Origin of the sequence: Pseudoselenomonas caprae (assembly GCF_008271345.1) — a bacterium.
In the GTDB taxonomy this organism is placed as follows: domain Bacteria; phylum Bacillota; class Negativicutes; order Selenomonadales; family Selenomonadaceae; genus Selenomonas_A; species Selenomonas_A caprae.
Genome location: NZ_VTOZ01000001.1, coordinates 33,061 through 53,620, shown reverse-complemented (window position 1 = coordinate 53,620; position 20,560 = coordinate 33,061). Strand labels below are relative to the sequence as shown.

Genomic DNA, 20,560 nt, shown 5'->3' with positions numbered 1-20,560 from the left:
TACATTTTACCAAGCATTGGGTCATCCTGCAATTACTTTTGACCTTTTTGTGTACATTTTTCCAGTTTTTTATTGCCAAGTGCATACATCTCTTCGAGAGAAGAAGCCTCGGTGTCAACGGTCACGCTGCAGCGCACCGTCATCTCCACGAGCTGATGATGGATCTCATAGCTGCCGCAGAGCTGCTTCATCATGGCCGCCACGCGGTTTTCCAGCTCACCAGCCCGCTCGAAATAGCTCAGCACACCGAAGTCAGCCCCTTTGAGGCGCGCCAGCGAACACTGCTTGCCACAGCTCTCCCGCAGCCTGTCAGCGGCCACCCGCAGATACGAGTTGGCGATCCGCACCCCACGCTGCTGGCTGATCTCACCATACTCGCCGAAGCGCAGCAGGATAAGGCCGAAATGGCGCTCGTGGAACTCCATCTGCTCCACATAGCCCACAAAAGTCTCCGCCAGCCCGCGCCGGTTCATAAGGCCCGTGATCATATCCATGCGCACGCTGCCCGTGATATCCTGGATGCGGCTGCGCAGATTCTCGGCATCCATGAAGTAGCCCATGAGACCGACGATCCTACCCTTGTCGTAGATCGGCCACTTGTTACAGACGATGGGGTGCACCGTCCCCTTGATGATGCAGCTGCCAGGCGCATCATGCACCTCAACGCCCTTGGCGATGACATCGAGTTCATCGCTCTTATAGGGCTGGTTGTCGATATGCCAGTGCATCTCCTCATCGTTCTTGCCCACGATATCATCGAGGGATGGCAGCCCATAATAGTCGAGGAAGGACTGGCTGACCCCGACGAAGCGCCGATCGGCATCCTTCCAGAAATAGCAGTCCGTAGTGTGTGCCATCAGCGTGCGCCAAAGCAGTGCCTGCTGCTGCTGCCTGCGCCCTGCCTGCGAGAAGCGCTCCTGCACCTCCAGGTCCTTCCCCACGATCTGCATGAGGGTCTCTGTAAGCGCAGGGTCCTCCAGATTGGCCCGCTTGACACAGAGCACCACCAGCGGATCCTTCACCCCTCCTTCCGCAAACCAGTCGAACTGCTTCCAGCTATACAGACCATCCCGGTCCTTCGTGCGGAAGAAGCCCTCAACGAATCCCTGCGGACTTTCCTTGATGCGCTGCCGCACATCCATACCGCCGACAAAATCCAGATACCTCTGCCGGTCTTCCGGATGCATCATCTCATCGAGCATCTTCTGCCGGTACGACAGCAGATCATACCAGTGACGCTCCCCCGCCTTGCCGGTCACCTTGGAGAACAGCAAGGGCTCGGCACAATCCTTGGCAAAATCCAGCACGACGATATCGTCAAACAAGACACTGACATCGCGCATGACACGATCCAGCCGCTGCTCGGCGACGCGCTCCGCATCGGCTGACAGATTGATAAGCGTCGCACGGTACAGGTATTTGTTCGCATACTCCACCACCGGCTCGAACTTCAGCATGAGATATTGGCCCCGGTTGGCATAGAACATCACATCTTCTGTCTTATGCCGCTTCAGCTTCTCCACGAACTCCCGCAGCCGCAGATGCAGCGGCGAGAATCTTGAATTGACCGTACGCTCGAGCTGCACCAAGCCGTGGATCTCCAGTCCATTCAGCTGCTCATAGAAGGCCACATTGGCGAACAGTACTTGGAAATTCCGGCCGTCGTCCTCCACGATGGCCGTGGGCTGATCGGTGATCAGATTGATGCGGCCGGCCTGGTCGTAATAATGCTGCCAGTCCAGCGAAGCAATCTTCATGCCCTTGCTGATGATATTGTCGATGGATTCCTGATAAGGCAGCGGCTTGCCGAAGAAATAGCCCTGCACCTTCTCGCAGCCGATGCTGCGCAGAAACTCGAACTGCTCCTCCGTCTCGACCCCCTCGGCCAGCGTCTGGATGCCGATCTTCTTGGCCATATCCACCGTGGAGGTCAGGATCGCCTGCGAACGGTCATTGAACGACGACAGGAACATCATATCGAGCTTGATTTCATCAAAATGATAATCCTTGAGCACATTGAGGGACGAATAGCCGCTGCCGAAATCATCCATCCAGACCTGATAGCCGGCATCGTGGAACTTCTGGATCTCCCCCTGCATGTGCACCCCATTGTCAAACAGCATGCTCTCAGTGATCTCGATGTGGATCATATAGCGTGGAATCCGGAACTCCGTCACCGCCGCCTCGATGTCGGCAAAGATGTTGCAGAGCAGGAAATCCAGCCGCGACAGATTGAAGGATACCGGCACAACGACGATATTCTTGTCCATGCGCTCGCGCATGAGCCGGCAGGTCTCCCACGCCATATACGCATCAAGCTTGTGGATCTGGCCGCTGTCCTCCAGCGCACTGATGAACTGCCCTGGATTCAGCATGCCATAGATGGGATCTACCCAGCGCGCCAGCACCTCCATGCTGCAAAGCTCCTTGGACAGCGTCCGCACGACCGGCTGGTAGTAGAGCTTGACCCACTTGCGCTCCAGCGCCATATCGATATGGCTCGTGACATACTCATAGATCTCCAGCTGGCGGTGGATGTCCTCAGAATAATACTGCACCGAGCTGCCGACCTTGTTCTTGATGCTGTCGCAGGCGATCTTGGCATAGTCCAGCGCCACGATTGTCTGTACCTCCCGCTGCTCAGGGATGGCATAGACGCCCGCCTTCATCTCCAGCAGCAGTTCATCGCTCAGTGCCTTGATGGCCTCCCGGACCTGTGCAAGTTTTTCCGTCACACCCTCTGCCTGGGTCAGGATGCCAAAGTGATCGTTGTTGAGCCGCGTCAGCAGATCCTGCGGGAAATGCAGCGTGAGGATGCGGCCGATATTGCGCAAGCATTCGTCGCCGGCAGCCAGCCCATAGCGGACATTGTAATGCTTGAAATTGCGCACGTTGATGAAGACGAGCACCATGGGCCGCGGCAGGGGACTGCGGCGCAGATTGGCCAGCAGCGACTCCGTCGCCTCGAGGAACAGCCGCATGCTCATGAGCCCCGTCACGCGGTCGTGCTCATACTTCTGCGACTTCACTTCCACATCGGCAATGAAGACATAGTAAAGCGGCCCTTCCTCCGGATCGTCGACCAGACGGCCAAAGTCCTCGATATAGCAGGTATTCCCCTTTTTTGTCGTGATGAAATACGTCACATGATCGAAACGGTTGTCATGCTGGCCTACCTGATAGGCAATATCCTTCTCGACGCCCTCGAGCTCATTGCGGTTGACCATTCCCTGGAAGCTGCCGCCGACATACGCATAGAACTCTTCATAGCTCTCGCACTCGAAAAGCCTCAGGACCTGCTCGTTGGCATATAATATTTCCTCAGCCGCGTCCGCCCGGTAGATGAAGAATCCCCCCGGCAGGTAATCCGCCTTGGCTGCCAATTTCTTCCCTAATGCTTCGCTATCCATATAGCTACCCTCTAACTCTTTCCGGCACATTCGTTCACATCATTACCTATATCATTCGCCTCGAACGCGTTATTTCCTGCCCCGCCGCCAAAATAGCCGTAACCCTGTAAACCATGATTTGTCTCGTCCAATCATCTCATGGTATAATGGATATGTTTGATTTCATCGCAAAGGAGTTTTCGCTTATGGCCAAACAATACAAGAAACTGCAAAACAAAGTCTATCCCAAGAAAAAAGCTGACGACAGCAAGCCGCAGGAAAAAATCGGCAAGGACTATCTGCTGCTGGGCATCATCGCCTTCATGATCGTCATCACCCTTGCCGGCTGGGAATACCTCACCAGCCTCAACCGCTGGATGTACGTGCTGCTGACCTTCTCGCTGTCCATGACCTATGTCTTCCGTCATGCCAAGATCTCCGAGAACGCCAAGATCTACGTGAACCGCGCGAGCCTTGCTTCGATGGGCCTTGCCATCGCCATGTTCCTGCTCGAGCTTTATAATAAGTACGCCAACTGATCCGTTCTGCGCACCAAAAAAGAGCTATCCAACGATAGCTCTTTTTGTGTGCCTTATTCCTGGAATTCCGTCTTCGTCGCACGCAAGCGGGCCATAGCACGCTGCATGGCAAGCTGGGCGCGCTCGACGTCGATGTTCTTCGCCTCAGCGGCTCCCTGATGGAACTCATTCAGACGCGCTTTCGCACGGGCCATAGCATCCTTCGCGCGGTTGATGTCGATGTCGATCGGCTGCTCAGCAGCAGTCGCCAGCACCGTGATCTTATCCGGCGTGACCTCCATGAAGCCACCAGCCACCGCGATGAGCTGCTCATCACGGTCGGAGCCTAAGCGCACGCGCATAGCGTGCGGCACGAGGCCCGTGACCAGCGGGGCATGTTTCGGCAGGATGCCGAGCTCGCCGCCCGTGGAACGGACGATGAGCATGCTGATGTCTGCGGAGTAAACAACTTTATCCGGAGAGACAATCTCTAGCTTGATAGTCGCCATAGATTATTCCTCCTCTTTGATCTTCTTAGCTTTCTCCACAGCTTCGTCAATCGTACCTACCATGTAGAACGCATTCTCCGGCAGGTCGTCATATTTACCCTCGAGGATTTCCTTGAATCCACGGACCGTCTCCTTGAGCGGAACGTATTTGCCCGGCGAGCCCGTGAATACCTCAGCAACGTGGAACGGCTGCGAGAGGAAACGCTGGATCTTGCGCGCACGGGATACTGTGAGCTTATCCTCTTCGGAGAGCTCCTCCATACCGAGGATGGCGATGATATCCTGCAGCTCTTTGTACTTCTGCAGGACAGCCTGTACGCCGCGAGCGACTTCATAGTGCTCCTGGCCCAGGACTTCCTGGTTCAGGATACGGCTCGTGGAATCGAGCGGGTCAACGGCCGGATAGATGCCCAGCTCAGCGATCTGACGGGAAAGAACCGTCGTCGCATCGAGGTGCGTGAACGTACCTGCCGGAGCCGGGTCCGTAAGGTCATCGGCCGGGACATAGACTGCCTGGACCGACGTGATGGAACCCTGTTTCGTGGACGTGATACGCTCCTGCAGAGCACCGATATCCGTGGTCAGCGTCGGCTGGTAACCTACTGCCGACGGCATACGGCCGAGCAGTGCGGATACCTCCGAACCTGCCTGGATGAAACGGAAGATGTTATCGATGAACAGCAGCACGTCCTGATGCTGGACATCACGGAAGTACTCAGCCATCGTAAGTCCCGTCAGAGCAACGCGCATACGTGCTCCTGGCGGCTCATTCATCTGGCCATAGACGAGAGCCGTCTTGTCGATGACCTTCGACTCCTTCATCTCGCCCCAGAGGTCATTACCCTCACGGGTACGCTCGCCGACACCGGCAAATACCGAGTAGCCGCCGTGCTCTTTCGCGATGTTATGGATGAGCTCCATGATGAGGACCGTCTTGCCGACGCCTGCGCCGCCGAACAGACCGATTTTACCACCGCGGGCATACGGAGCGATGAGGTCAACGACCTTGATGCCGGTCTCGAGGACCTGCGTGCTCGTCTCCTGCTCATCGAACTTCGGAGCCGGACGATGGATTGGCCAGGATTCCTTGTTGCCGACCGGCGTCGGATCATGGTCAACCGTCTGGCCCAGAACGTTGAAGATACGGCCGAGAACTTCATTGCCGACCGGAACCGTGATTGGAGCGCCCGTATCAACGGCCTCCATGCCACGGGTAAGACCATCGGTAGAGCTCATAGCGATGCAGCGGGTCACGCTGTCGCCGAGGTGCTGCATGACCTCGACCACAAGGTCGATTTCTACTTCACCAGCTTTGCCCTTGATGGTGACTGCATTGAGAATCTCCGGCAGTTCGCCCGCCGGGAATTCGATATCTACGACAGGTCCGATGACCTGTACGACTTTACCTTTTGTTGCCAATGGTAAACCTCCTAACGATGCTCTTATTTCAGAGCTTCGGCGCCGCCAACGATCTCGGTGATCTCGTTGGTGATGCCTGCCTGACGTACCTTGTTGTAGTAGAGGTCCAGCTTGCTCATGAGTTCTTCCGCGTTATCCGTCGCATTGCTCATCGCATTCATGCGGGAGCTCAGCTCAGATGCTGCCGACTGCAGCAGCGCCGCGTAGACCGTCGTATACAGATACTGGGGAAGCATGAAGCCAAGCACCGTAGCCGCATCCGGCTCATAGATGTACTCGGCATGTACCCCCGTCTCACCGCCTGCCTCGGACTGGAACGGCAGCAGCTGAACTGACTGCGGCTCACAGCTGATGGCAGAGATGAACTTCGTATAGACCATCTGCACTTCCCGATATTCACCGGACTTGAAGCGCTCTACAATATCTTCGGCAATATTGCGTGCATGTTCAAAGGACGGACGCTCGCTAATGCCAATGAAGCTCTGGACGACCTCGTAGCCGCGGTTCTTGAAGTGTGCAACACCCTTGCGGCCTACCACGACGAGATCCGTATCATCCTTCGATTCCACAATGGCTTCTACTGCTTTGCAGGCATTGCTGGAATAAGCGCCAGCCAGGCCCTTGTCGGCCGTGACCAGCAGGATGAGCTTCTTGCCATCCTTATGGGTCTCGAGAAGCGGATGCGAGAAATCCGTACCGGCATTGGCAGCGATTTCCTTCACAACCTCCATAACCTTCTCAGCATAGGGACGATTAGCGCTGGCTGCCTCCTTTGCATGACGCAAACGCGAAGTCGCAACCATGTTCATGGCACTCGTGATCTGCTTGGTACTCTTTACGCTTTTGATGCGCTGGCGAATATCCTGTAAACTAGCCAAAAAGAATCACCTCGCTGTCTTATGCCATTTTGTATGTGATGGTTTCCTTGAACTCCTCAATTGCCTGCTTGAGCTCTGCCTCGATTGCATCATCCAGCTTCTTCTGCTCGGCAATCTTGCGGCCGATCTCCGGATGCTGTGCATGCATGAACTTCAGGAAATCTGCATGGAACTCTACGACCTTCTCTACCGGGATGTCAACAAGGAATCCCTTGACAGCCGTATAGATGACCATGACCTGATCCTGTACCAAGAGCGGGCTGTACTGCGCCTGCTTCAGCGTCTCTACCATGCGGGCACCGCGGTCGAGCTGAGCCTTCGTAGCCTTGTCGAGGTCGGAAGCGAACTGCGAGAAGGCAGCCAGCTCACGATACTGGGCAAGGTCAAGGCGCATCGTACCAGCGACCTGCTTCATCGCCTTGATCTGCGCCGAACCACCGACACGGGATACGGACAGACCGACGCTGATAGCCGGACGGATACCGGAATAGAACGAGTTCGTCTCGAGCATGATCTGGCCATCGGTGATGGAGATGACGTTCGTCGGGATGTAGGCAGATACGTCGCCGGCCTGCGTCTCGATGATCGGCAGAGCCGTGATGGAACCGCCGCCGAGCTCGTCGCTGAGTTTTGCCGCACGCTCCAAAAGGCGGGAATGCAAGTAGAATACATCGCCCGGATAAGCCTCGCGCCCCGGCGGTCTTCTGAGCAGCAGGGACATAGCACGATAAGCAGCTGCGTGCTTCGTAAGGTCATCGTATACGCAGAGGCAGGCTTTGCCCTGATACATGAAGTGCTCAGCCATGGCAACACCGGCATACGGAGCCAGATACTGCAGCGGAGCGCTGTCTGCCGCCGTAGCTGCGACGACGATCGTATACTTCATAGCGCCAGCCTCTTCGAGGGTCTTGACGACACGGGCAACCGTCGATGCCTTCTGGCCGATAGCCACATAGACGCAGATACAATCCTGGTCATGCTGGTTGAGAATCGTGTCAACGGCGATAGCCGTCTTACCGATACCACGGTCACCGATGATGAGCTCGCGCTGGCCGCGGCCGATCGGTACGAGCGCATCGATTGCCTTCAGACCAGTCTGCAGCGGCTCATGGACCGATTTACGGTCAGCGATGCCCGGTGCATGATACTCAACCGGACGCATCGTCTCTGCTTTGATCTCACCCTTGCCATCGATTGGACGGCCGATAGCATCGACAACGCGGCCAATCATAGCTTCGCCAGCCGGCACCTGCATAATTTTGCCCGTGCGCTTGACCTGCGAGCCTTCTTTGACCTTCGTCTCACCGCCTAAGATAACGGCACCGACATTGTCCTGCTCAAGGTTCAGGACCAGACCATATACATCATTGCCGAAATCGAGCAGCTCGCCAGCCATAGCCTTCTCAAGACCATGGATATGCGCGATGCCGTCACCGATTTCGATAACCGTGCCAACATCATCCACATTGAGATCAACGTTATAGTTCTTGATCTGGTTTTTGATGATGGCTGTTATTTCTTCCGGATTCATTTTCATAACTTCGCTGTCACCCCAGTTTCATCACTTGTTCGCCAGTAATTCTTTTTTCAGCGTTTCGAGGCGGCCGGCAACACTGCCATCGATGCGGCGGTCACCGATCTTGACGACCACACCACCGATGATGTCTTTGTCTTCATGGAGACGAAGCTCCACTTTCTTGCCCGTGACCTGCGCAATCTTGGCCCGGATGGCCTGCTGCTGCGCCTCACCTGCCGGCTCTGCCGTCGTCACATCCGCAATAAGGATGCCTCTGGCCTCATTGGAAAGCCCACGGTACTCATCCTCGATGGCAGCCAGGAGCGCAATGCGGCGCTTGTCGACCAGCAGCATCAAGAAATTGGACACGTTTGCCGAAAGCTCGCCGGCAAACATCTTCGCCAGGAGCTCTTTCTTCGCCTTCGTCTCGACCTGCGGATTGGAAAGGAATGCGGCAGCCTCGGGAACCGAGTCCAGTCCGGCACGGACATCCGCGAGTTCCTTGCCATACTCCACAAGCTTATCTTCCTCCTGGGCAATCTCGAAGATGGCCCGGGAATATTTACGTGCAAGCTGTAAGTTTAGCATGGCAGATCACCAATCTTATCTTTGTCGAGCTTATCGACGAATTCCGTGATAAGCTGTTCATTCTCAGCTTTATCGATATTTTTCGAGATGATCTTGCCGGCAGCAGCCATGGACAGAGCCACGACCTCAGCGCGGAGCTGGGCAACAGCCCGCTCGCGGTCACGCTGGATCTCCGCTGCAGCGGCTTTCTTCATCTGCTCGATTTCGCGTTTCGTCTCAGCACGTGCGGCCTCGCGATCTTCGCTGGCACGTTTTTCCGCGTTGCGGATAATCTCCTCAGCCTTGATATTGGCAGCAGCCAGCTTCTTTTTGTAGTTAGCCAGCAGCTGATCAGCTTCTGCTGCATCAGCGTCTGCTTTATCGAGGCTTTCCTTTATCTTATCCTCGCGGGCTTTGAGCATGTTGACGACCGGCTTATAAGCCACAGCGCGCAGCAATACGACCAGGATTACGAAGTTGAGGATCTGCGCGAAAAATGTCATATTTAACTCGATCAATTACTATGCCCCCCCTTGTGCATATTCTTCATCAAAAAGGAATTATTTGATGAGCGGGTTAGCATAGAGCATGATCAGGGCAACAACCGTTGCGATGATTGCCATTGCCTCGATCAGACCGACGGAAATCAGCGTATTGGTGAACAGCGTGTTCTTAGCTTCCGGCTGACGCGTGATACCCTCGATGAAACGGCTCGTTACCATACCATCACCAAGACCTGCGCCGACTGCGGCAAGACCCATGCAGAGACCTGCACCGATTAAAGCTGCTGCTACCATAATTGCATTTTCCATGAAAAAATCCTCCTTAAAAATGTACAAACTTCTCAGATAGTAGAGTTATGATTCCTCTTCTTCATGCTTGACTGCATTGGCAAGATATGCCATTGAAAGCATCGTGAAGATGACGGCCTGAACTCCGCCGATGAAGATACTGAACGCCAGCCAGGCAACGGCCGGGATCGGCATCCAGATTGGCATGAGTTTCAGCAGGACGACAATAAGGATCTCGCCTGCCAGGATGTTACCAAATAGACGAAATGCCAGCGTGATCGGCTTGGCAATTTCCTCGATCGCATTGATGATCACAAATACCGGCGTCGGCTTGAAGAAATGCGCCACATAGTGGCCCCCCTTCATGAAAAGCCCCAGTACATGTACCATGACAATGACCAGGAGTGCTAATGCCAGTGTAGTGTTCAGATCATTGGTCGGCGATGCCATCTTCGGCACCAGGCCCAGCCAGTTGGAAACCAGCAGGAACATGAACAGTGACACGATGAATGGCGCCAGGAACCGGCCTCTCTGCCCCATCATCGCATCCAGCTGCTCGTGGAGCCACAAGACAATGATTTCCACGACATTCTGCCAGCCGCTCGGAATAATCTTCAGATTGCGGGTAGCCAGGAATGCGATCAACAGGACAATTGCCATCGCGAGCCAGGTCATATACAGCGTCTCCATGTTAAAGGAGAAGCCCATTATCTGCTCTGTTCCGCGATGAACGACCTCTTCGCCCATACACTCAACCTCCTTCCCTAAGAAACCAAAGTTATTCTTTACCGTGATTCATGTGGATCAGCAAGAATATTGACAGCCCATAACAGATGAGAAAACCCAGCACGGTCACTCCGAACACTTGCGCAGAAATATTCACGGCTGTCAGCAGGATCAACAGCAGAACCATCATCCGCAAAACCAGCCCCCAAAGCATCTGCTTCTTTGCGCCGCCAGTAGGAACCGCAGCGATTCTCCACAATCGCCAGGCCATATTCCAGACAAACACCAGCGCCGCCAGATACCCCAGCAGCAGTGCACCGATGAGATCCGCCTCGTCTCTTGCAAGCAAGAGACTGCCGACCATCAATGAGGCTGCCGCCAAGCCACCCGCCAGGCGCCTTATGAATACCGATAAAACTTCTTTCATATTCCTCCTCCAACGGCAGCCAAAGCCGTCGTTTTCGTTGAATACTTACGACGATAGTATACATCCCTGTGGGACACCATCTGCCTAACAGTCATATTTCGACATCGATGGTTCAAATCCCTTTTGTTTTCTAGAAATCCAACGAAAAAATATGATTTATTTTTCCTATTTAGTCATAAAAAACATTTATTTATACTACCATAAACCAATAAAATTGATTTATCCACGTTGGTCGCAATGTTTATTATATGCGATTGATTAATGAATGGCAAGTATTTTTTCAACAAAATACAAAATATCAACAATTCCATCAATACCGCCATTCAAAGCACATTTCCCTGCTTGAGCTGACGGTATAACGTATAGATAGCGCCAGGGAAACCTACGAGGATCCCGATCAATTTTCCGGCATAGCCAAGCCCGAGATTCTCATCGGCCAAATTGCCCAAGAATACACAAATGCCGACAAAGACCACCAGATATATGCCAATGCCGCCCAGCACCGAAAAAGCCTTGACTGCCTGGCGCAGCCCCTCATGTTTCTGTCCATCATTTCCCTGCTTGTCCATATCTGTCTCCCTGCCAAAAAAGCCTTCCCATTACAGGAAGGCTTATACGTGGTTTATTTTCCTTTGAATACATCTGGGCGGTTCTCAGCCAGGCCGTAATGATAGAGGATTGCCTGGATGATGCGCTCCGAAGCCTTGCCATCGCCATACGGGTTGACCGACTCCGCCATGCGGCCATACTCCGCCGGATCTTCGAGCAGCGTCTTAGCTTCCTGATACACGCGCTCGCGGTCAGTACCAATGAGCTTGACCGTACCAGCGGCAACAGCCTCCGGACGCTCCGTCGTATCACGCAGGACGAGGACGGGTTTCCCCAGTGCCGGTGCCTCCTCCTGTACACCGCCCGAATCCGTCAGGATCAGATGCGCACGGCTCATGAGGTTGGCAAATGGCTCGTAATCGAGCGGGTCAATCAGATGGACTTTCTCCAAGCCGCCGAGTTCCTCGCGGACTACCTCGCGGACCTTCGGATTCTTGTGGACCGGGAATACGACTTCAACGTCCTCGAATTCCTCGGTCAGCTGGCGCAGTGCCTTGTAGACATGACGCATCGGCTCACCAAGATTCTCGCGGCGATGGGTCGTGACAAGGATGATGCGCTTGTTATCGAAATCGATGCTGCGCAGCATCTCATCCTCAAACTCAAAATCGGAACGGACCGTATGATGCAGTGCATCAATGACCGTATTGCCCGTGACAAAAATGCTTTCGGGTTTGACGTTTTCTGCCAGCAGGTTCTGCTCGCTGGTCTGGGTCGGCGCGAAGTTGAGATCAGAAATGCAGCCCGTGAGCTTGCGGTTCATCTCCTCCGGGAACGGCGAATATTTGTTGTGCGTGCGCAGGCCAGCCTCGACATGGCCGACCGTCGTCTGGTGATAGTAGGCAGCCAAAGCACCAGCGAATGTCGTCGTTGTATCGCCATGGACGAGCACGATGTCCGGTTTCTCCTCAGACAGCACAGCATCCAGGCCCTTCATGGCTTTCGTCGTGATATCAAAGAGCGTCTGTCCCTGTGCCATGATATCAAGGTCGTGGTCCGGCGTGATATGGAACAGGTTCAGCACCTGATCGAGCATCTCGCGATGCTGTGCCGTCACCGCTACCACCGGCGTGATCTTGTCAGCATGTTTCTGAAGCTCCAGCACGATCGGTGCCATCTTGATTGCCTCAGGACGCGTGCCAAAGACCGTCATCACCTTGATTTTCTTCTTATCCATCAAAAATCCCCTTTCTATGAAGAAAGGCAGGTCTTCACCTGCCTTCTGGGTTCTTACGCTGTATATTCCCGCGGGCTCAATGCTGATGCGCGGAGTCATTCAACCGGAAAATACCAATCTTCTTTGCCCCGAAGAGCACTGCCACCACGACCGCGCAGACGATGAGGATGGCAATCTGCGTGCTGACCTCGGTGAGCGCCACCGCACTCAGGCCCAAAAGCGCACTGATCACATACATCAGCAGCACGGCCTGACGCTGGCTGAAGCCCAAGTCAAGCAGGCGATGATGCAGATGACCCTTATCGGGCTTGAAGATCGGCACACCGCCACGATAACGGCGGACAATCGCAAACGTCGTGTCGAGGATCGGCAGACCGAGTGCCAGGATGGGCACAATAAGTGCGATCGTCGCAGCGCTCTTCACGGCACCGATCACCGAGATGCCTGCGAGCATGTAGCCCAGGAACATGCTGCCCGAATCCCCCATGAAGATGCGGGCAGGATTGAAGTTGTAATAAAGGAAACCAAAGGCTGCACCAGCCAGAGCTGCCGTGAGCACGGCTACGAGCACGATATCCTGCTGCAAGGCCACGAGGAAGATCGTGATAGCGGCAATGGTCGATACGCCAGCCGCCAGGCCATCAAGACCATCGATGAGGTTGACCGTGTTCGTGAGACCGACAATCCAGAAAATCGTCGCCGGAATCGCAAACCATTCGGTGTAGATGTAGTCACCGAACGGATCGGTGATGAAATCGATGCGCACATCAAAGACAACCACCAGCACTGCTGCTGCCAGGATCTGGCCGACGAGCTTGACCTTGGCCGGCAGATTCTTGTAATCGTCGATGATACCGACCAACACGATCAGCGAACCGCCGACCATGAGGCCGATGAGCTCGTTCGTGACCTCAGCAGACATCGGCACCACAAACATGATGCTGAGCATCGCCGCCATGAACGCTGCATAGATACCCAATCCGCCAATCCGCGGAATCGGTTTTTTATGTACTTTTCTCGCATCAGGAGCATCCATCGCTCCCGTCTTGGCCGCCAAAAAGATCACGCCTGGCGTAATGAGCAAAGCCACACCGGCTGCAATCACAAACGCCATCATATAATCCGGCATACAAGTGCACCTCTTTTTCCCTTTTCATTCAAAAATTTATAGCAAGCCTATTTTACCGCAGTGGTTCGCCAGTGTCAATGAAAATAAGCTGAATGCAGCGTTTAATCATGGATTTCATCCGGACGGCAAGTAACGATGCTGCCATCGGTTTCGTAATAGACTACCTGGCCCAGCTTGGCGTTGCGCAGCATGCGGCGGCAAAGCAGACATGGCTTCCCCGATGCCAGGCTGCCATCGGCATTGATGCCGACGATGTAGATGGTTGCCCCCTCCATCGCTGCAGGATCAGCATTGATGATGGCATTCTGCTCCGCATGGACAGCTACGCAGAGCTCATAGTTCTGTCCCTTGGGCACATGCAGGCGCTCACGCTCACAGATGCCCGTATCGATACAGTTCGCTTCACCGCGCGGCGCACCATTATACCCCGTGCTGATGATGATCTTATCCTTGACGATGATCGCACCATAGCGGCGGCGCAGGCAGGTTGCCCGGCGGCCGACAGCCTTGGCGATATCCAGAAAATACTCCGTCCAGCCCGGACGCTGCTGTTTTTCACGATTCATGCTTCTCTCCCTCTCTAGTCTGCAAATAACGATGCCCCAGGATCACGGCGACAAAATCATCGACCGGCTCAGGCGGCACCTGCATAGTCACCGGCAGCAGCCGCCGCCAGCCCTTGGGCGGATGCGCCTGCCAGTACGCACCACGAGCCATCTCCGTCGTGCGGTATTCATCGACCACAATGACCACAAGATCCGGCAGGGCAGCGGCAATCCGATCCCGCGCCTGCTGGCTCGTCGTACCGTTGCCTTCGATGAGGCAGTCAAACGAAAAACGCTGCCGTGCCATAAGGATTTCCTGCTCCAACTCAGCCGTTGCGATGACCTGCTGCAAAAGCACCGTACCATCGCCAGCCAGCACAGCAAAACCACATTTATCACGGCCAGGATCGAGTGCTGCGATATTCATTGCTTCCTCCTATAAAATAGCCTTCCCCGTAGGGAAGGCTTACTTTTCACTCAACGAACGGCGCTATTGGTCTGGAGCTCCGACCGAAGTGTCAGCCGGAGCGGTCCCATCGCATCCGTGTCGCCATTGGCATACGCCGACAGAACCACCGCGCCATGACGGCCGCGCAGGGAATTGACGATGTCGTAGAACTGCGCCCCCTCCATGACACCAACCGATCCACTGATCGGGTCAGGCAGGATGCCCTTGGTCGTTGCCGCCAGATTGACATCCTTAAGGAAGCTCATTACGGTCTGCTCAGCCTCACCGTCAGATCCACCGTCCAACATATACGGACGGGCAATGATGAATTCCTTGTCCCGATAAATCACACTGTTTTTATAGAGCGCCAATGTCGTGCGTACAGCTTCACCACGCAACAAATTGCCAGCAGCAACGATGCGCACAACCATATCTTGCGGGCTGGCTGCGATTTTCTTTACCGCAGCTTCATATTCCGGCTGATAAATCCAGATATCCTGATCCGAAGTATTCAACCCCAATTTGACCGACACATTACGATTGGCCAACTGAGCCAGCGTCTGCATATCCCTATCCACTTCTGCTACCGGACGATTACCACGAATGACACCACTGGCTATAACCTCACCAGCTTGGAAGACAATATTCCCCTCACGAATAGTAATCAATCCCTCACGCAAATCTGCTGCCCGTTTCTCCAACGTGACATTATCCTGGGTCAATTGCGCATTGCTGTCCGTAAGTTCACCATTCTGCGCACTCAGCGTACTGTTTTGAGCCGCCAGTGTATCGTTACGCAACGTCAGCTCCTGCGTCGCAGCCTCCAGCAGACGGTTGCCTTCCTGCAACCTTGCTGACTCAGCTTCCAGTTCCGACTGCTGTGTCCGCAGTCTTTCCACATCTTCTTTTGACTTGGCCAGATCCTCATTCGTACGCTCCTGCTCAATCTGTGCCGCCTGCAGGTCCGACTGCGCATCCCTAAGGCTGGCCTGCGTCTCCAGCATTGTCCGGTTCAACCGCTCCATGCCGAAAAGCGCTGTGCGCACATTTTCCGAAGCAGCCGCCATGACGCCGAAGGTCAGCGTCGTAATGCAGATACCCGTGAAAATGGTGATGATGATCGATGTATGCCGCGGCCGCAAGCCAAAGATAGATAACCGCTTCTTACCGATTTTTGTTCCCAGCCGATCACCGATAAACGCGATAGCACCGCCGGTAACAATCAGCACTGCAATCAAAAGGACTCCATACATCCTCCATCATTCCACCTTCCTGCAAAAATTTCGGCACCCTTACCGCGATGCACGTCGAATTAAGACAAACCCTGCCGCCATACCAACAATATTCGGTATCCAAACCGCCAGCATCGGCGGCAGGATGCCACCGCGTGCCAACGCATTGCCCAAGGTCATCAGTGCATAATAAAAGAAAATAATAATGACACTCATCGCAAAACCAGCCGAGGATGAATTACGCGTCGGCTGCAACCCCAATGGTACACCGACCAGCGCAAAGATCAAACTCGCCAGCGGCACGGTGACGCGCTGATAGAGCTCAGCTTCCACCGTCTTTGTGTCCACATACTGCGTCTTCATAATCTCAATCTGCTCACGCAGTTCTTTCATCGTCATCTCTTCAAGCTCTTTTTGCTCGCGGACAATCTGTTTGGGATTAGCCTTTATGGGCAATACCTGTTTATTAAAACGCATCGTATGCTCACTTTGCCCATCCTGTTGCGCAATATCATAGATCATACCATTATGCATAATCCACTCGTCGCCATTCCATTCCGCAAACTCAGCATTCTCGACATGACTAACCTTGCTGTCGGCATTGAATTCCTGCAGCGTGATGCTCTGAAGCGTCTGCGTTTCAGCATTATAAACCCGTGCATAGACAAGACGCTTTATCTTGTCATGATCGAGTTCCTTGAGAATAATATGTTCCTGGGACTTCATGCCACTATTTCCCTGGATTTCATAATACAGGACATTATGATATGCCGTATTCGCCCAAGGAACAACGTATTCATTGAAGGCAATTGCCCCGATACTGACCACAAAGCCCATGATTATCGCCGGCGCTGCGATGCGCGAAAAGCTGATGCCGCACGACTTCATGGCCGTAATCTCACTGGAGCTCGACAGCTTGCCAAAGGTCAGCAGACTTGCCAGCAACATGGACATCGGAAACGTCCACATGATGACGCCTGGCAGGCCCAGTACGAATATCTTCACCACCGACTGCAGTGAAGCGCCGTATTCCGTGATGTATTTGGCAATGCTGAACAAAGTTCCCGATCCGACAAAGACGGCCGTGAAGGCCGCGATGCCGAACAGGAAGGTCAAAAATACCTCGCGGAATATATATTTATCTAAGATTCTTAAATGCATCGTTCTTTCTCCAATCAAAGCGTGAAATTCTCGCCGAGGTAGAATTTCTTGGCCACCGGACTGTTCGCGATGGTCTGGCTGTCGCCTTCCAGCAGGATCTTGCCTTCGCTGAGGATGTAGGCACGATCGACGATATGCAGCGTCTCACGTACGTTATGGTCCGTAATCAGTATGCCCATGCCACGCTGGCGCAGATACTGGATGATTTCCTGGATATCTGCCACCGCCAGCGGATCGACACCGGCAAACGGCTCATCGAGCAGAATGAACTGCGGCTCCAGCGCCAGGCAGCGCGCGATCTCCACGCGGCGGCGCTCACCGCCCGAAAGCTCCGTACCCTTGCGCTCCTGCACATGGCCGATGTGGAACTCCTCGATGAGCTCCTTGTATTTCGTGATCTGCTCCGCCTTGGAAAGCTTAGTCGTCTCAAGGATGGCCATGATATTCTCACGCACCGTGAGCTTGCGGAAAATGGACGCCTCCTGCGTCAGATAGCTGATGCCGAGTTCCGCCCGGCGATACATCGGCAGCTCCGTGATATTGATATCCGACAGATATACCTCACCAGAGGTAGGACGCTCAAGCCCTACGATCATATAGAACGATGTCGTCTTGCCGGCACCGTTTGGCCCCAGAAGACCGACGATCTCACCTTTATCTACCCGCAGGGACACCCGGTCAACGGCTGTCCGCTCCTTGAATTTCTTTACCAGATTCTTCGCTTCGATATGCAAAGCTCATACCCTCCAAAAACTTCGGATTAATATCTTTTTATTGTACCTTAGCCTTACCATCCTGTGCAAGATACATTGTCAATCGATTACTTTTCATTGTATTGTTGTCCTGTATAGCCCAAGCATTACCTGTTACCACCACGACACCTTGATCTTTACCACGATAATCCATACGATCACCGCCAGCTTCCATATTGCGTGGAGGACTTACAACATGAGCATTTCCTGTCCCGACATAATGCTCATCATCAAGCCAGCCTTCAATCTTATCTGCGGTAAACGTGCCATCAGCACTCGTCATGGTACCACCATTCGGGATCAGCACATATTTGTTCTGATTTGGGTAGTAATCCACAAGCTCGCCGCGAAAAGTCTTGTCCTGTTTCACACCATAAACATTGCCAATTGCCTGCATATGTCCTGTTCCGTCCGATACCATCTTCGCACAGGTTACACGCAAATCTTCGCGAATGGCAATGACGTCCCCCTCCAGTGTAGCTGCCATCGTCTTTGTATTATAGGTTGCTTTCGCACCTGTAGCCTTAGCGGTGCCACGCGTTAACAACACATTCCCATCGGCAGTTGCCTCTCCTGTACTCATATCATAAGTAACCGTATCAGCATCAAGCGAAGCTGGTTCATTCCCTGCGGCACTCAAATTCGTCATTGGCAGGATCACGCCGATAGACAGCGCCATTAATATCTTTTTCATCTTGCTTATCTTCATTTGTCGTTTCCTCCCTTAACAAGGTGTGCCTTGCCGGTAATCTTGATTTTGTTAAAGCCATCTGTACTCTCAATTTTTTCACCGACAGCCTTCATATCATCTTTTGTCGCCGTAGCATTGCCAATTGCAGCTAACCTTGCTTCCTTCGCCGCCCAGCGCAGCTCATCACTAGTCAATTTAGCACCATCACTGGTGGTAATATCTACATTCCCCTTTATGGCAATATCCTTAGTCCCATTATCATAGGATCCACCATCAGCTGTCACATTTACGACACGGCCATCCTCCGCATAAAAGTGCCCCGTGATTTTCTCCAGCGTCACATCCTGTGTATCAACGTTTACCACCATGTGTTCCGCCTTCAATTCCCAAATCTTGCGGCCATCTTTTTCCTCGCTCAACGTATTATCATCATACGTCATTACGCGCGGCTCATCTGTCTTATCTACTATTTTTTCAACATCCGGAACCGTAGACACAGCCCAGACCACTAAGGCAACAAAAGCCAACACACCCAGGCCAGCTAGAAATTTATTTCTTTTACTCATTACTTAGTCTCCCGTGTTTTTACCGTGTGATGCTTGCCCGTTTTCTGCATATCCGGCGTCGTATTCCAACGCTTCTGAAACCATAGCCACTGGGTAGGATTCTCGCGGATCACCTGCTCTACGACCTTGGTCATACGCACCGTGAAGTCAAACAGATCCTTGTCCGTATCGCCCGTATCCTCGTAACGCATGGCTTCGCAAACGAGCACCTTATGCTTGCCATCCGGCTGGCGCAGGATAAACGCGGGGATGACCGGTGAATTGAACTTGCGGGAAAAAACGGCTGCCCCCATCGGCGTCGATGCAATCTTGCCCAGGAACGGGATGAAAGCACCGCCCGGGCCGCCGTCCTGATCGGCCAGGAAGCCCAGGATCTTGCCCTTTTTGAGGGCCCGGGCAGCTGCAATGAGCTCACTCGTACCACGCGAGAAGATCTCTACATGAATTGTCTTGCGCAGGTCATCAAGAGCCTGGGTGTACTGGATATTCGGCTGCGGCTTGGCAATGGCCGTGACCGGCATGCCATTGAGTGAAAACGCTGCGGACAGCCATTCCCAGGTACCGATATGGCCAGTAAGAACCACAACGCCCTTGTTCTCCGCCAGAGCATCGCGCATGCGCTCTAGGTGTTCGACCTCGATGTACTTGGTGAAATTCTGTTCATTAAGCCGCGGCATATAGAGGATTTCCAATACATTGCGTGCCAGATTCACGAAGGACTCCCGCACCACCTTGCGAGCCTCGGCCTCGGACAAGCCTAAGGCCGGCATCATCTGTGCCACAGCACGCTCGCGCTCCTTCTTGATCAGAAGATAGTAGAGATTGCCCAGCACGCGGCCAGCCGCCATAAGCAAGCCATATGGCGTATGGCATATGAGCCAGCTCATAAACATCACGAATTTATAATGCATGGATTACGTTCCTCCACAAAATGTTTCTAGCAAAAGTATCACTGAGCCAAGCCGCTTCCAGCGTCCGGCTCGTAAAAGTCCTGAAGCAGTGCCTGCCACTTGCCCTGCGCCTTCAGGATGAATTCGATCAGCTCCCGGACAGCCCCCTGGCCACCGGCAAAGCCCGCCGTCAGCAATGCCTGCTGGCGGACCTCCGGCACCGCATCAGCCACGGCCATCGGCAGACCGACCTGGCACATGATGGGCAGATCGATGAGATCATCGCCGATATAGCCGATCTCCTCATCCCGCAGATTGAGTTTTTCCTTCAGCGTGCGATAAGCTGCGCGCTTATCCAAGCTGCCTTGGAACACCTCCGAGATATGCAGCTCCCCAGCGCGGAAAGCTACCTGAGAGGACTTGCGCCCCGTGATGATGGCTGTCTTGAGGCCGGCTTTATGTGCCAGCGTGATGCCCAGTCCATCGCGGCAGAAGAACGGCTTGTAGAGTTCGCCGCTCTCGCCGATATATATCCCGCCGTCAGTCAGCACGCCATCCACATCAAAGATGATCAGCTTCAAGGCCTGCGCCCGCTCCAGCGCACCACTTTTCTGTTCCAT

The 20,560-nt window shown here is 53.9% G+C and carries 23 protein-coding genes; 1 reads left to right on the top strand and 22 read right to left on the bottom strand.

Translation table 11 applies throughout. The features are described from left to right. Positions 1–32: 32 nt before the first annotated feature. Complete coding sequence (locus FZ041_RS00255; RefSeq protein ID WP_187626264.1) at positions 33–3,410, bottom strand: EAL domain-containing protein; 3,378 nt, start codon at positions 3,408–3,410, stop codon at positions 33–35. A 185-nt stretch (positions 3,411–3,595) separates the two neighbouring features. Between FZ041_RS00255 and FZ041_RS00250 the strand changes: the two genes are divergently transcribed. Beyond that, positions 3,596–3,928 (top strand): hypothetical protein, encoded by a 333-nt coding sequence (locus FZ041_RS00250; protein ID WP_075442743.1) that lies wholly within the window; start codon positions 3,596–3,598, stop codon positions 3,926–3,928. Between the two features lie 53 nt (positions 3,929–3,981). Here FZ041_RS00250 and FZ041_RS00245 read toward each other — a convergent pair whose 3' ends face one another. The 21 genes from FZ041_RS00245 to FZ041_RS00145 form a co-directional block, all read right to left on the bottom strand. After that, positions 3,982–4,416, bottom strand: coding sequence for a F0F1 ATP synthase subunit epsilon (locus FZ041_RS00245; protein WP_149188135.1), 435 nt, complete (start codon positions 4,414–4,416; stop codon positions 3,982–3,984). A gap of 3 nt (positions 4,417–4,419) precedes the next feature. Next, positions 4,420–5,835 carry a F0F1 ATP synthase subunit beta gene (atpD, locus tag FZ041_RS00240; RefSeq protein WP_075442741.1) on the bottom strand — a complete coding sequence of 472 codons (1,416 nt, stop codon included), beginning with the start codon at positions 5,833–5,835 and terminating at the stop codon, positions 4,420–4,422. Positions 5,836–5,858: 23 nt separating this feature from the next. Further along, complete coding sequence (atpG, locus tag FZ041_RS00235; protein WP_075442740.1) at positions 5,859–6,713, bottom strand: ATP synthase F1 subunit gamma; 855 nt, start codon at positions 6,711–6,713, stop codon at positions 5,859–5,861. 19 nt (positions 6,714–6,732) lie between these two features. Then, the gene (atpA, locus tag FZ041_RS00230) at positions 6,733–8,250 is read right to left on the bottom strand and encodes a F0F1 ATP synthase subunit alpha (protein WP_075442739.1); all 1,518 of its coding nucleotides are present in this window, start codon (positions 8,248–8,250) and stop codon (positions 6,733–6,735) included. Between the two features lie 24 nt (positions 8,251–8,274). Continuing rightward, positions 8,275–8,817, bottom strand: a complete 543-nt coding sequence (locus tag FZ041_RS00225; protein ID WP_075442738.1) for a F0F1 ATP synthase subunit delta — start codon at positions 8,815–8,817, stop codon at positions 8,275–8,277. After that, entirely contained in the window at positions 8,811–9,314 is a 504-nt protein-coding gene (gene atpF / locus FZ041_RS00220) for a F0F1 ATP synthase subunit B (protein WP_149188134.1), read from the bottom strand. Before atpF ends, FZ041_RS00225 begins: the two co-directional genes overlap by 7 nt. Before the next feature lie 42 nt (positions 9,315–9,356). Next, entirely contained in the window at positions 9,357–9,608 is a 252-nt protein-coding gene (atpE, locus tag FZ041_RS00215) for a F0F1 ATP synthase subunit C (RefSeq protein ID WP_075429131.1), read from the bottom strand. 45 nt (positions 9,609–9,653) lie between these two features. Further along, positions 9,654–10,334: a F0F1 ATP synthase subunit A gene (atpB, locus tag FZ041_RS00210; protein WP_075442737.1), complete on the bottom strand. Its 681-nt coding sequence runs from the start codon at positions 10,332–10,334 to the stop codon at positions 9,654–9,656. A gap of 31 nt (positions 10,335–10,365) precedes the next feature. Next, complete coding sequence (locus FZ041_RS00205; RefSeq protein WP_149188133.1) at positions 10,366–10,740, bottom strand: hypothetical protein; 375 nt, start codon at positions 10,738–10,740, stop codon at positions 10,366–10,368. 323 nt (positions 10,741–11,063) lie between these two features. Further along, the gene (locus tag FZ041_RS00200) at positions 11,064–11,309 is read right to left on the bottom strand and encodes an AtpZ/AtpI family protein (RefSeq protein ID WP_149188132.1); all 246 of its coding nucleotides are present in this window, start codon (positions 11,307–11,309) and stop codon (positions 11,064–11,066) included. A gap of 53 nt (positions 11,310–11,362) precedes the next feature. Next, positions 11,363–12,526 (bottom strand): non-hydrolyzing UDP-N-acetylglucosamine 2-epimerase, encoded by a 1,164-nt coding sequence (gene wecB, locus FZ041_RS00195; RefSeq protein ID WP_149188131.1) that lies wholly within the window; start codon positions 12,524–12,526, stop codon positions 11,363–11,365. Positions 12,527–12,602: 76 nt separating this feature from the next. Further along, complete coding sequence (locus FZ041_RS00190) at positions 12,603–13,655, bottom strand: MraY family glycosyltransferase (RefSeq protein WP_149188130.1); 1,053 nt, start codon at positions 13,653–13,655, stop codon at positions 12,603–12,605. A 101-nt stretch (positions 13,656–13,756) separates the two neighbouring features. Beyond that, positions 13,757–14,221, bottom strand: a complete 465-nt coding sequence (locus FZ041_RS00185) for a deoxycytidylate deaminase (RefSeq protein WP_075442732.1) — start codon at positions 14,219–14,221, stop codon at positions 13,757–13,759. Continuing rightward, a complete protein-coding gene (locus FZ041_RS00180) occupies positions 14,211–14,627 on the bottom strand; it encodes a RuvC family protein (protein ID WP_149188129.1) in 417 nt (138 codons plus the stop codon). Before FZ041_RS00180 ends, FZ041_RS00185 begins: the two co-directional genes overlap by 11 nt. Before the next feature lie 50 nt (positions 14,628–14,677). Beyond that, entirely contained in the window at positions 14,678–15,901 is a 1,224-nt protein-coding gene (locus FZ041_RS00175; RefSeq protein WP_149188128.1) for a DUF3084 domain-containing protein, read from the bottom strand. Positions 15,902–15,940: 39 nt separating this feature from the next. Beyond that, complete coding sequence (locus FZ041_RS00170; protein WP_149188127.1) at positions 15,941–17,041, bottom strand: LptF/LptG family permease; 1,101 nt, start codon at positions 17,039–17,041, stop codon at positions 15,941–15,943. 14 nt (positions 17,042–17,055) lie between these two features. Then, a complete protein-coding gene (gene lptB, locus FZ041_RS00165; RefSeq protein WP_075442728.1) occupies positions 17,056–17,775 on the bottom strand; it encodes an LPS export ABC transporter ATP-binding protein in 720 nt (239 codons plus the stop codon). 37 nt (positions 17,776–17,812) lie between these two features. Then, complete coding sequence (locus FZ041_RS00160) at positions 17,813–18,502, bottom strand: LptA/OstA family protein (protein ID WP_149188126.1); 690 nt, start codon at positions 18,500–18,502, stop codon at positions 17,813–17,815. Beyond that, on the bottom strand, positions 18,499–19,050 hold the full coding sequence (gene lptC, locus FZ041_RS00155; RefSeq protein ID WP_149188125.1) for an LPS export ABC transporter periplasmic protein LptC: 552 nt from the start codon (positions 19,048–19,050) through the stop codon (positions 18,499–18,501). The genes FZ041_RS00160 and lptC overlap by 4 nt, the downstream gene beginning before the upstream one ends. Beyond that, entirely contained in the window at positions 19,050–19,961 is a 912-nt protein-coding gene (locus FZ041_RS00150) for a lysophospholipid acyltransferase family protein (protein ID WP_149188124.1), read from the bottom strand. The genes lptC and FZ041_RS00150 overlap by 1 nt, the downstream gene beginning before the upstream one ends. 38 nt (positions 19,962–19,999) lie before the next feature. Further along, entirely contained in the window at positions 20,000–20,560 is a 561-nt protein-coding gene (locus FZ041_RS00145) for a KdsC family phosphatase (protein ID WP_075442724.1), read from the bottom strand.

Excerpts from the sequence above, each read along its gene's own strand:
- FZ041_RS00160 (WP_149188126.1), bottom strand. The coding sequence starts at position 18,502 with ATGAAGATAAGCAAGATGAAAAAGATATTAATGGCGCTGTCTATCGGC.
- FZ041_RS00255 (WP_187626264.1), bottom strand. The coding sequence starts at position 3,410 with ATGGATAGCGAAGCATTAGGGAAGAAATTGGCAGCCAAGGCGGATTAC.
- lptC (WP_149188125.1), bottom strand. The coding sequence starts at position 19,050 with ATGAGTAAAAGAAATAAATTTCTAGCTGGCCTGGGTGTGTTGGCTTTT.
- FZ041_RS00170 (WP_149188127.1), bottom strand. The coding sequence starts at position 17,041 with ATGCATTTAAGAATCTTAGATAAATATATATTCCGCGAGGTATTTTTG.
- FZ041_RS00225 (WP_075442738.1), bottom strand. The coding sequence starts at position 8,817 with ATGCTAAACTTACAGCTTGCACGTAAATATTCCCGGGCCATCTTCGAG.
- FZ041_RS00200 (WP_149188132.1), bottom strand. The coding sequence starts at position 11,309 with ATGGACAAGCAGGGAAATGATGGACAGAAACATGAGGGGCTGCGCCAG.
- atpE (WP_075429131.1), bottom strand. The coding sequence starts at position 9,608 with ATGGAAAATGCAATTATGGTAGCAGCAGCTTTAATCGGTGCAGGTCTC.
- atpA (WP_075442739.1), bottom strand. The coding sequence starts at position 8,250 with ATGAAAATGAATCCGGAAGAAATAACAGCCATCATCAAAAACCAGATC.
- FZ041_RS00250 (WP_075442743.1), top strand. The coding sequence starts at position 3,596 with ATGGCCAAACAATACAAGAAACTGCAAAACAAAGTCTATCCCAAGAAA.
- FZ041_RS00190 (WP_149188130.1), bottom strand. The coding sequence starts at position 13,655 with ATGCCGGATTATATGATGGCGTTTGTGATTGCAGCCGGTGTGGCTTTG.
- FZ041_RS00185 (WP_075442732.1), bottom strand. The coding sequence starts at position 14,221 with ATGAATCGTGAAAAACAGCAGCGTCCGGGCTGGACGGAGTATTTTCTG.
- wecB (WP_149188131.1), bottom strand. The coding sequence starts at position 12,526 with ATGGATAAGAAGAAAATCAAGGTGATGACGGTCTTTGGCACGCGTCCT.
- FZ041_RS00145 (WP_075442724.1), bottom strand. The coding sequence starts at position 20,560 with ATGGAACAGAAAAGTGGTGCGCTGGAGCGGGCGCAGGCCTTGAAGCTG.
- atpB (WP_075442737.1), bottom strand. The coding sequence starts at position 10,334 with ATGGGCGAAGAGGTCGTTCATCGCGGAACAGAGCAGATAATGGGCTTC.
- FZ041_RS00180 (WP_149188129.1), bottom strand. The coding sequence starts at position 14,627 with ATGAATATCGCAGCACTCGATCCTGGCCGTGATAAATGTGGTTTTGCT.
- FZ041_RS00205 (WP_149188133.1), bottom strand. The coding sequence starts at position 10,740 with ATGAAAGAAGTTTTATCGGTATTCATAAGGCGCCTGGCGGGTGGCTTG.
- FZ041_RS00175 (WP_149188128.1), bottom strand. The coding sequence starts at position 15,901 with ATGTATGGAGTCCTTTTGATTGCAGTGCTGATTGTTACCGGCGGTGCT.
- FZ041_RS00150 (WP_149188124.1), bottom strand. The coding sequence starts at position 19,961 with ATGCATTATAAATTCGTGATGTTTATGAGCTGGCTCATATGCCATACG.
- FZ041_RS00245 (WP_149188135.1), bottom strand. The coding sequence starts at position 4,416 with ATGGCGACTATCAAGCTAGAGATTGTCTCTCCGGATAAAGTTGTTTAC.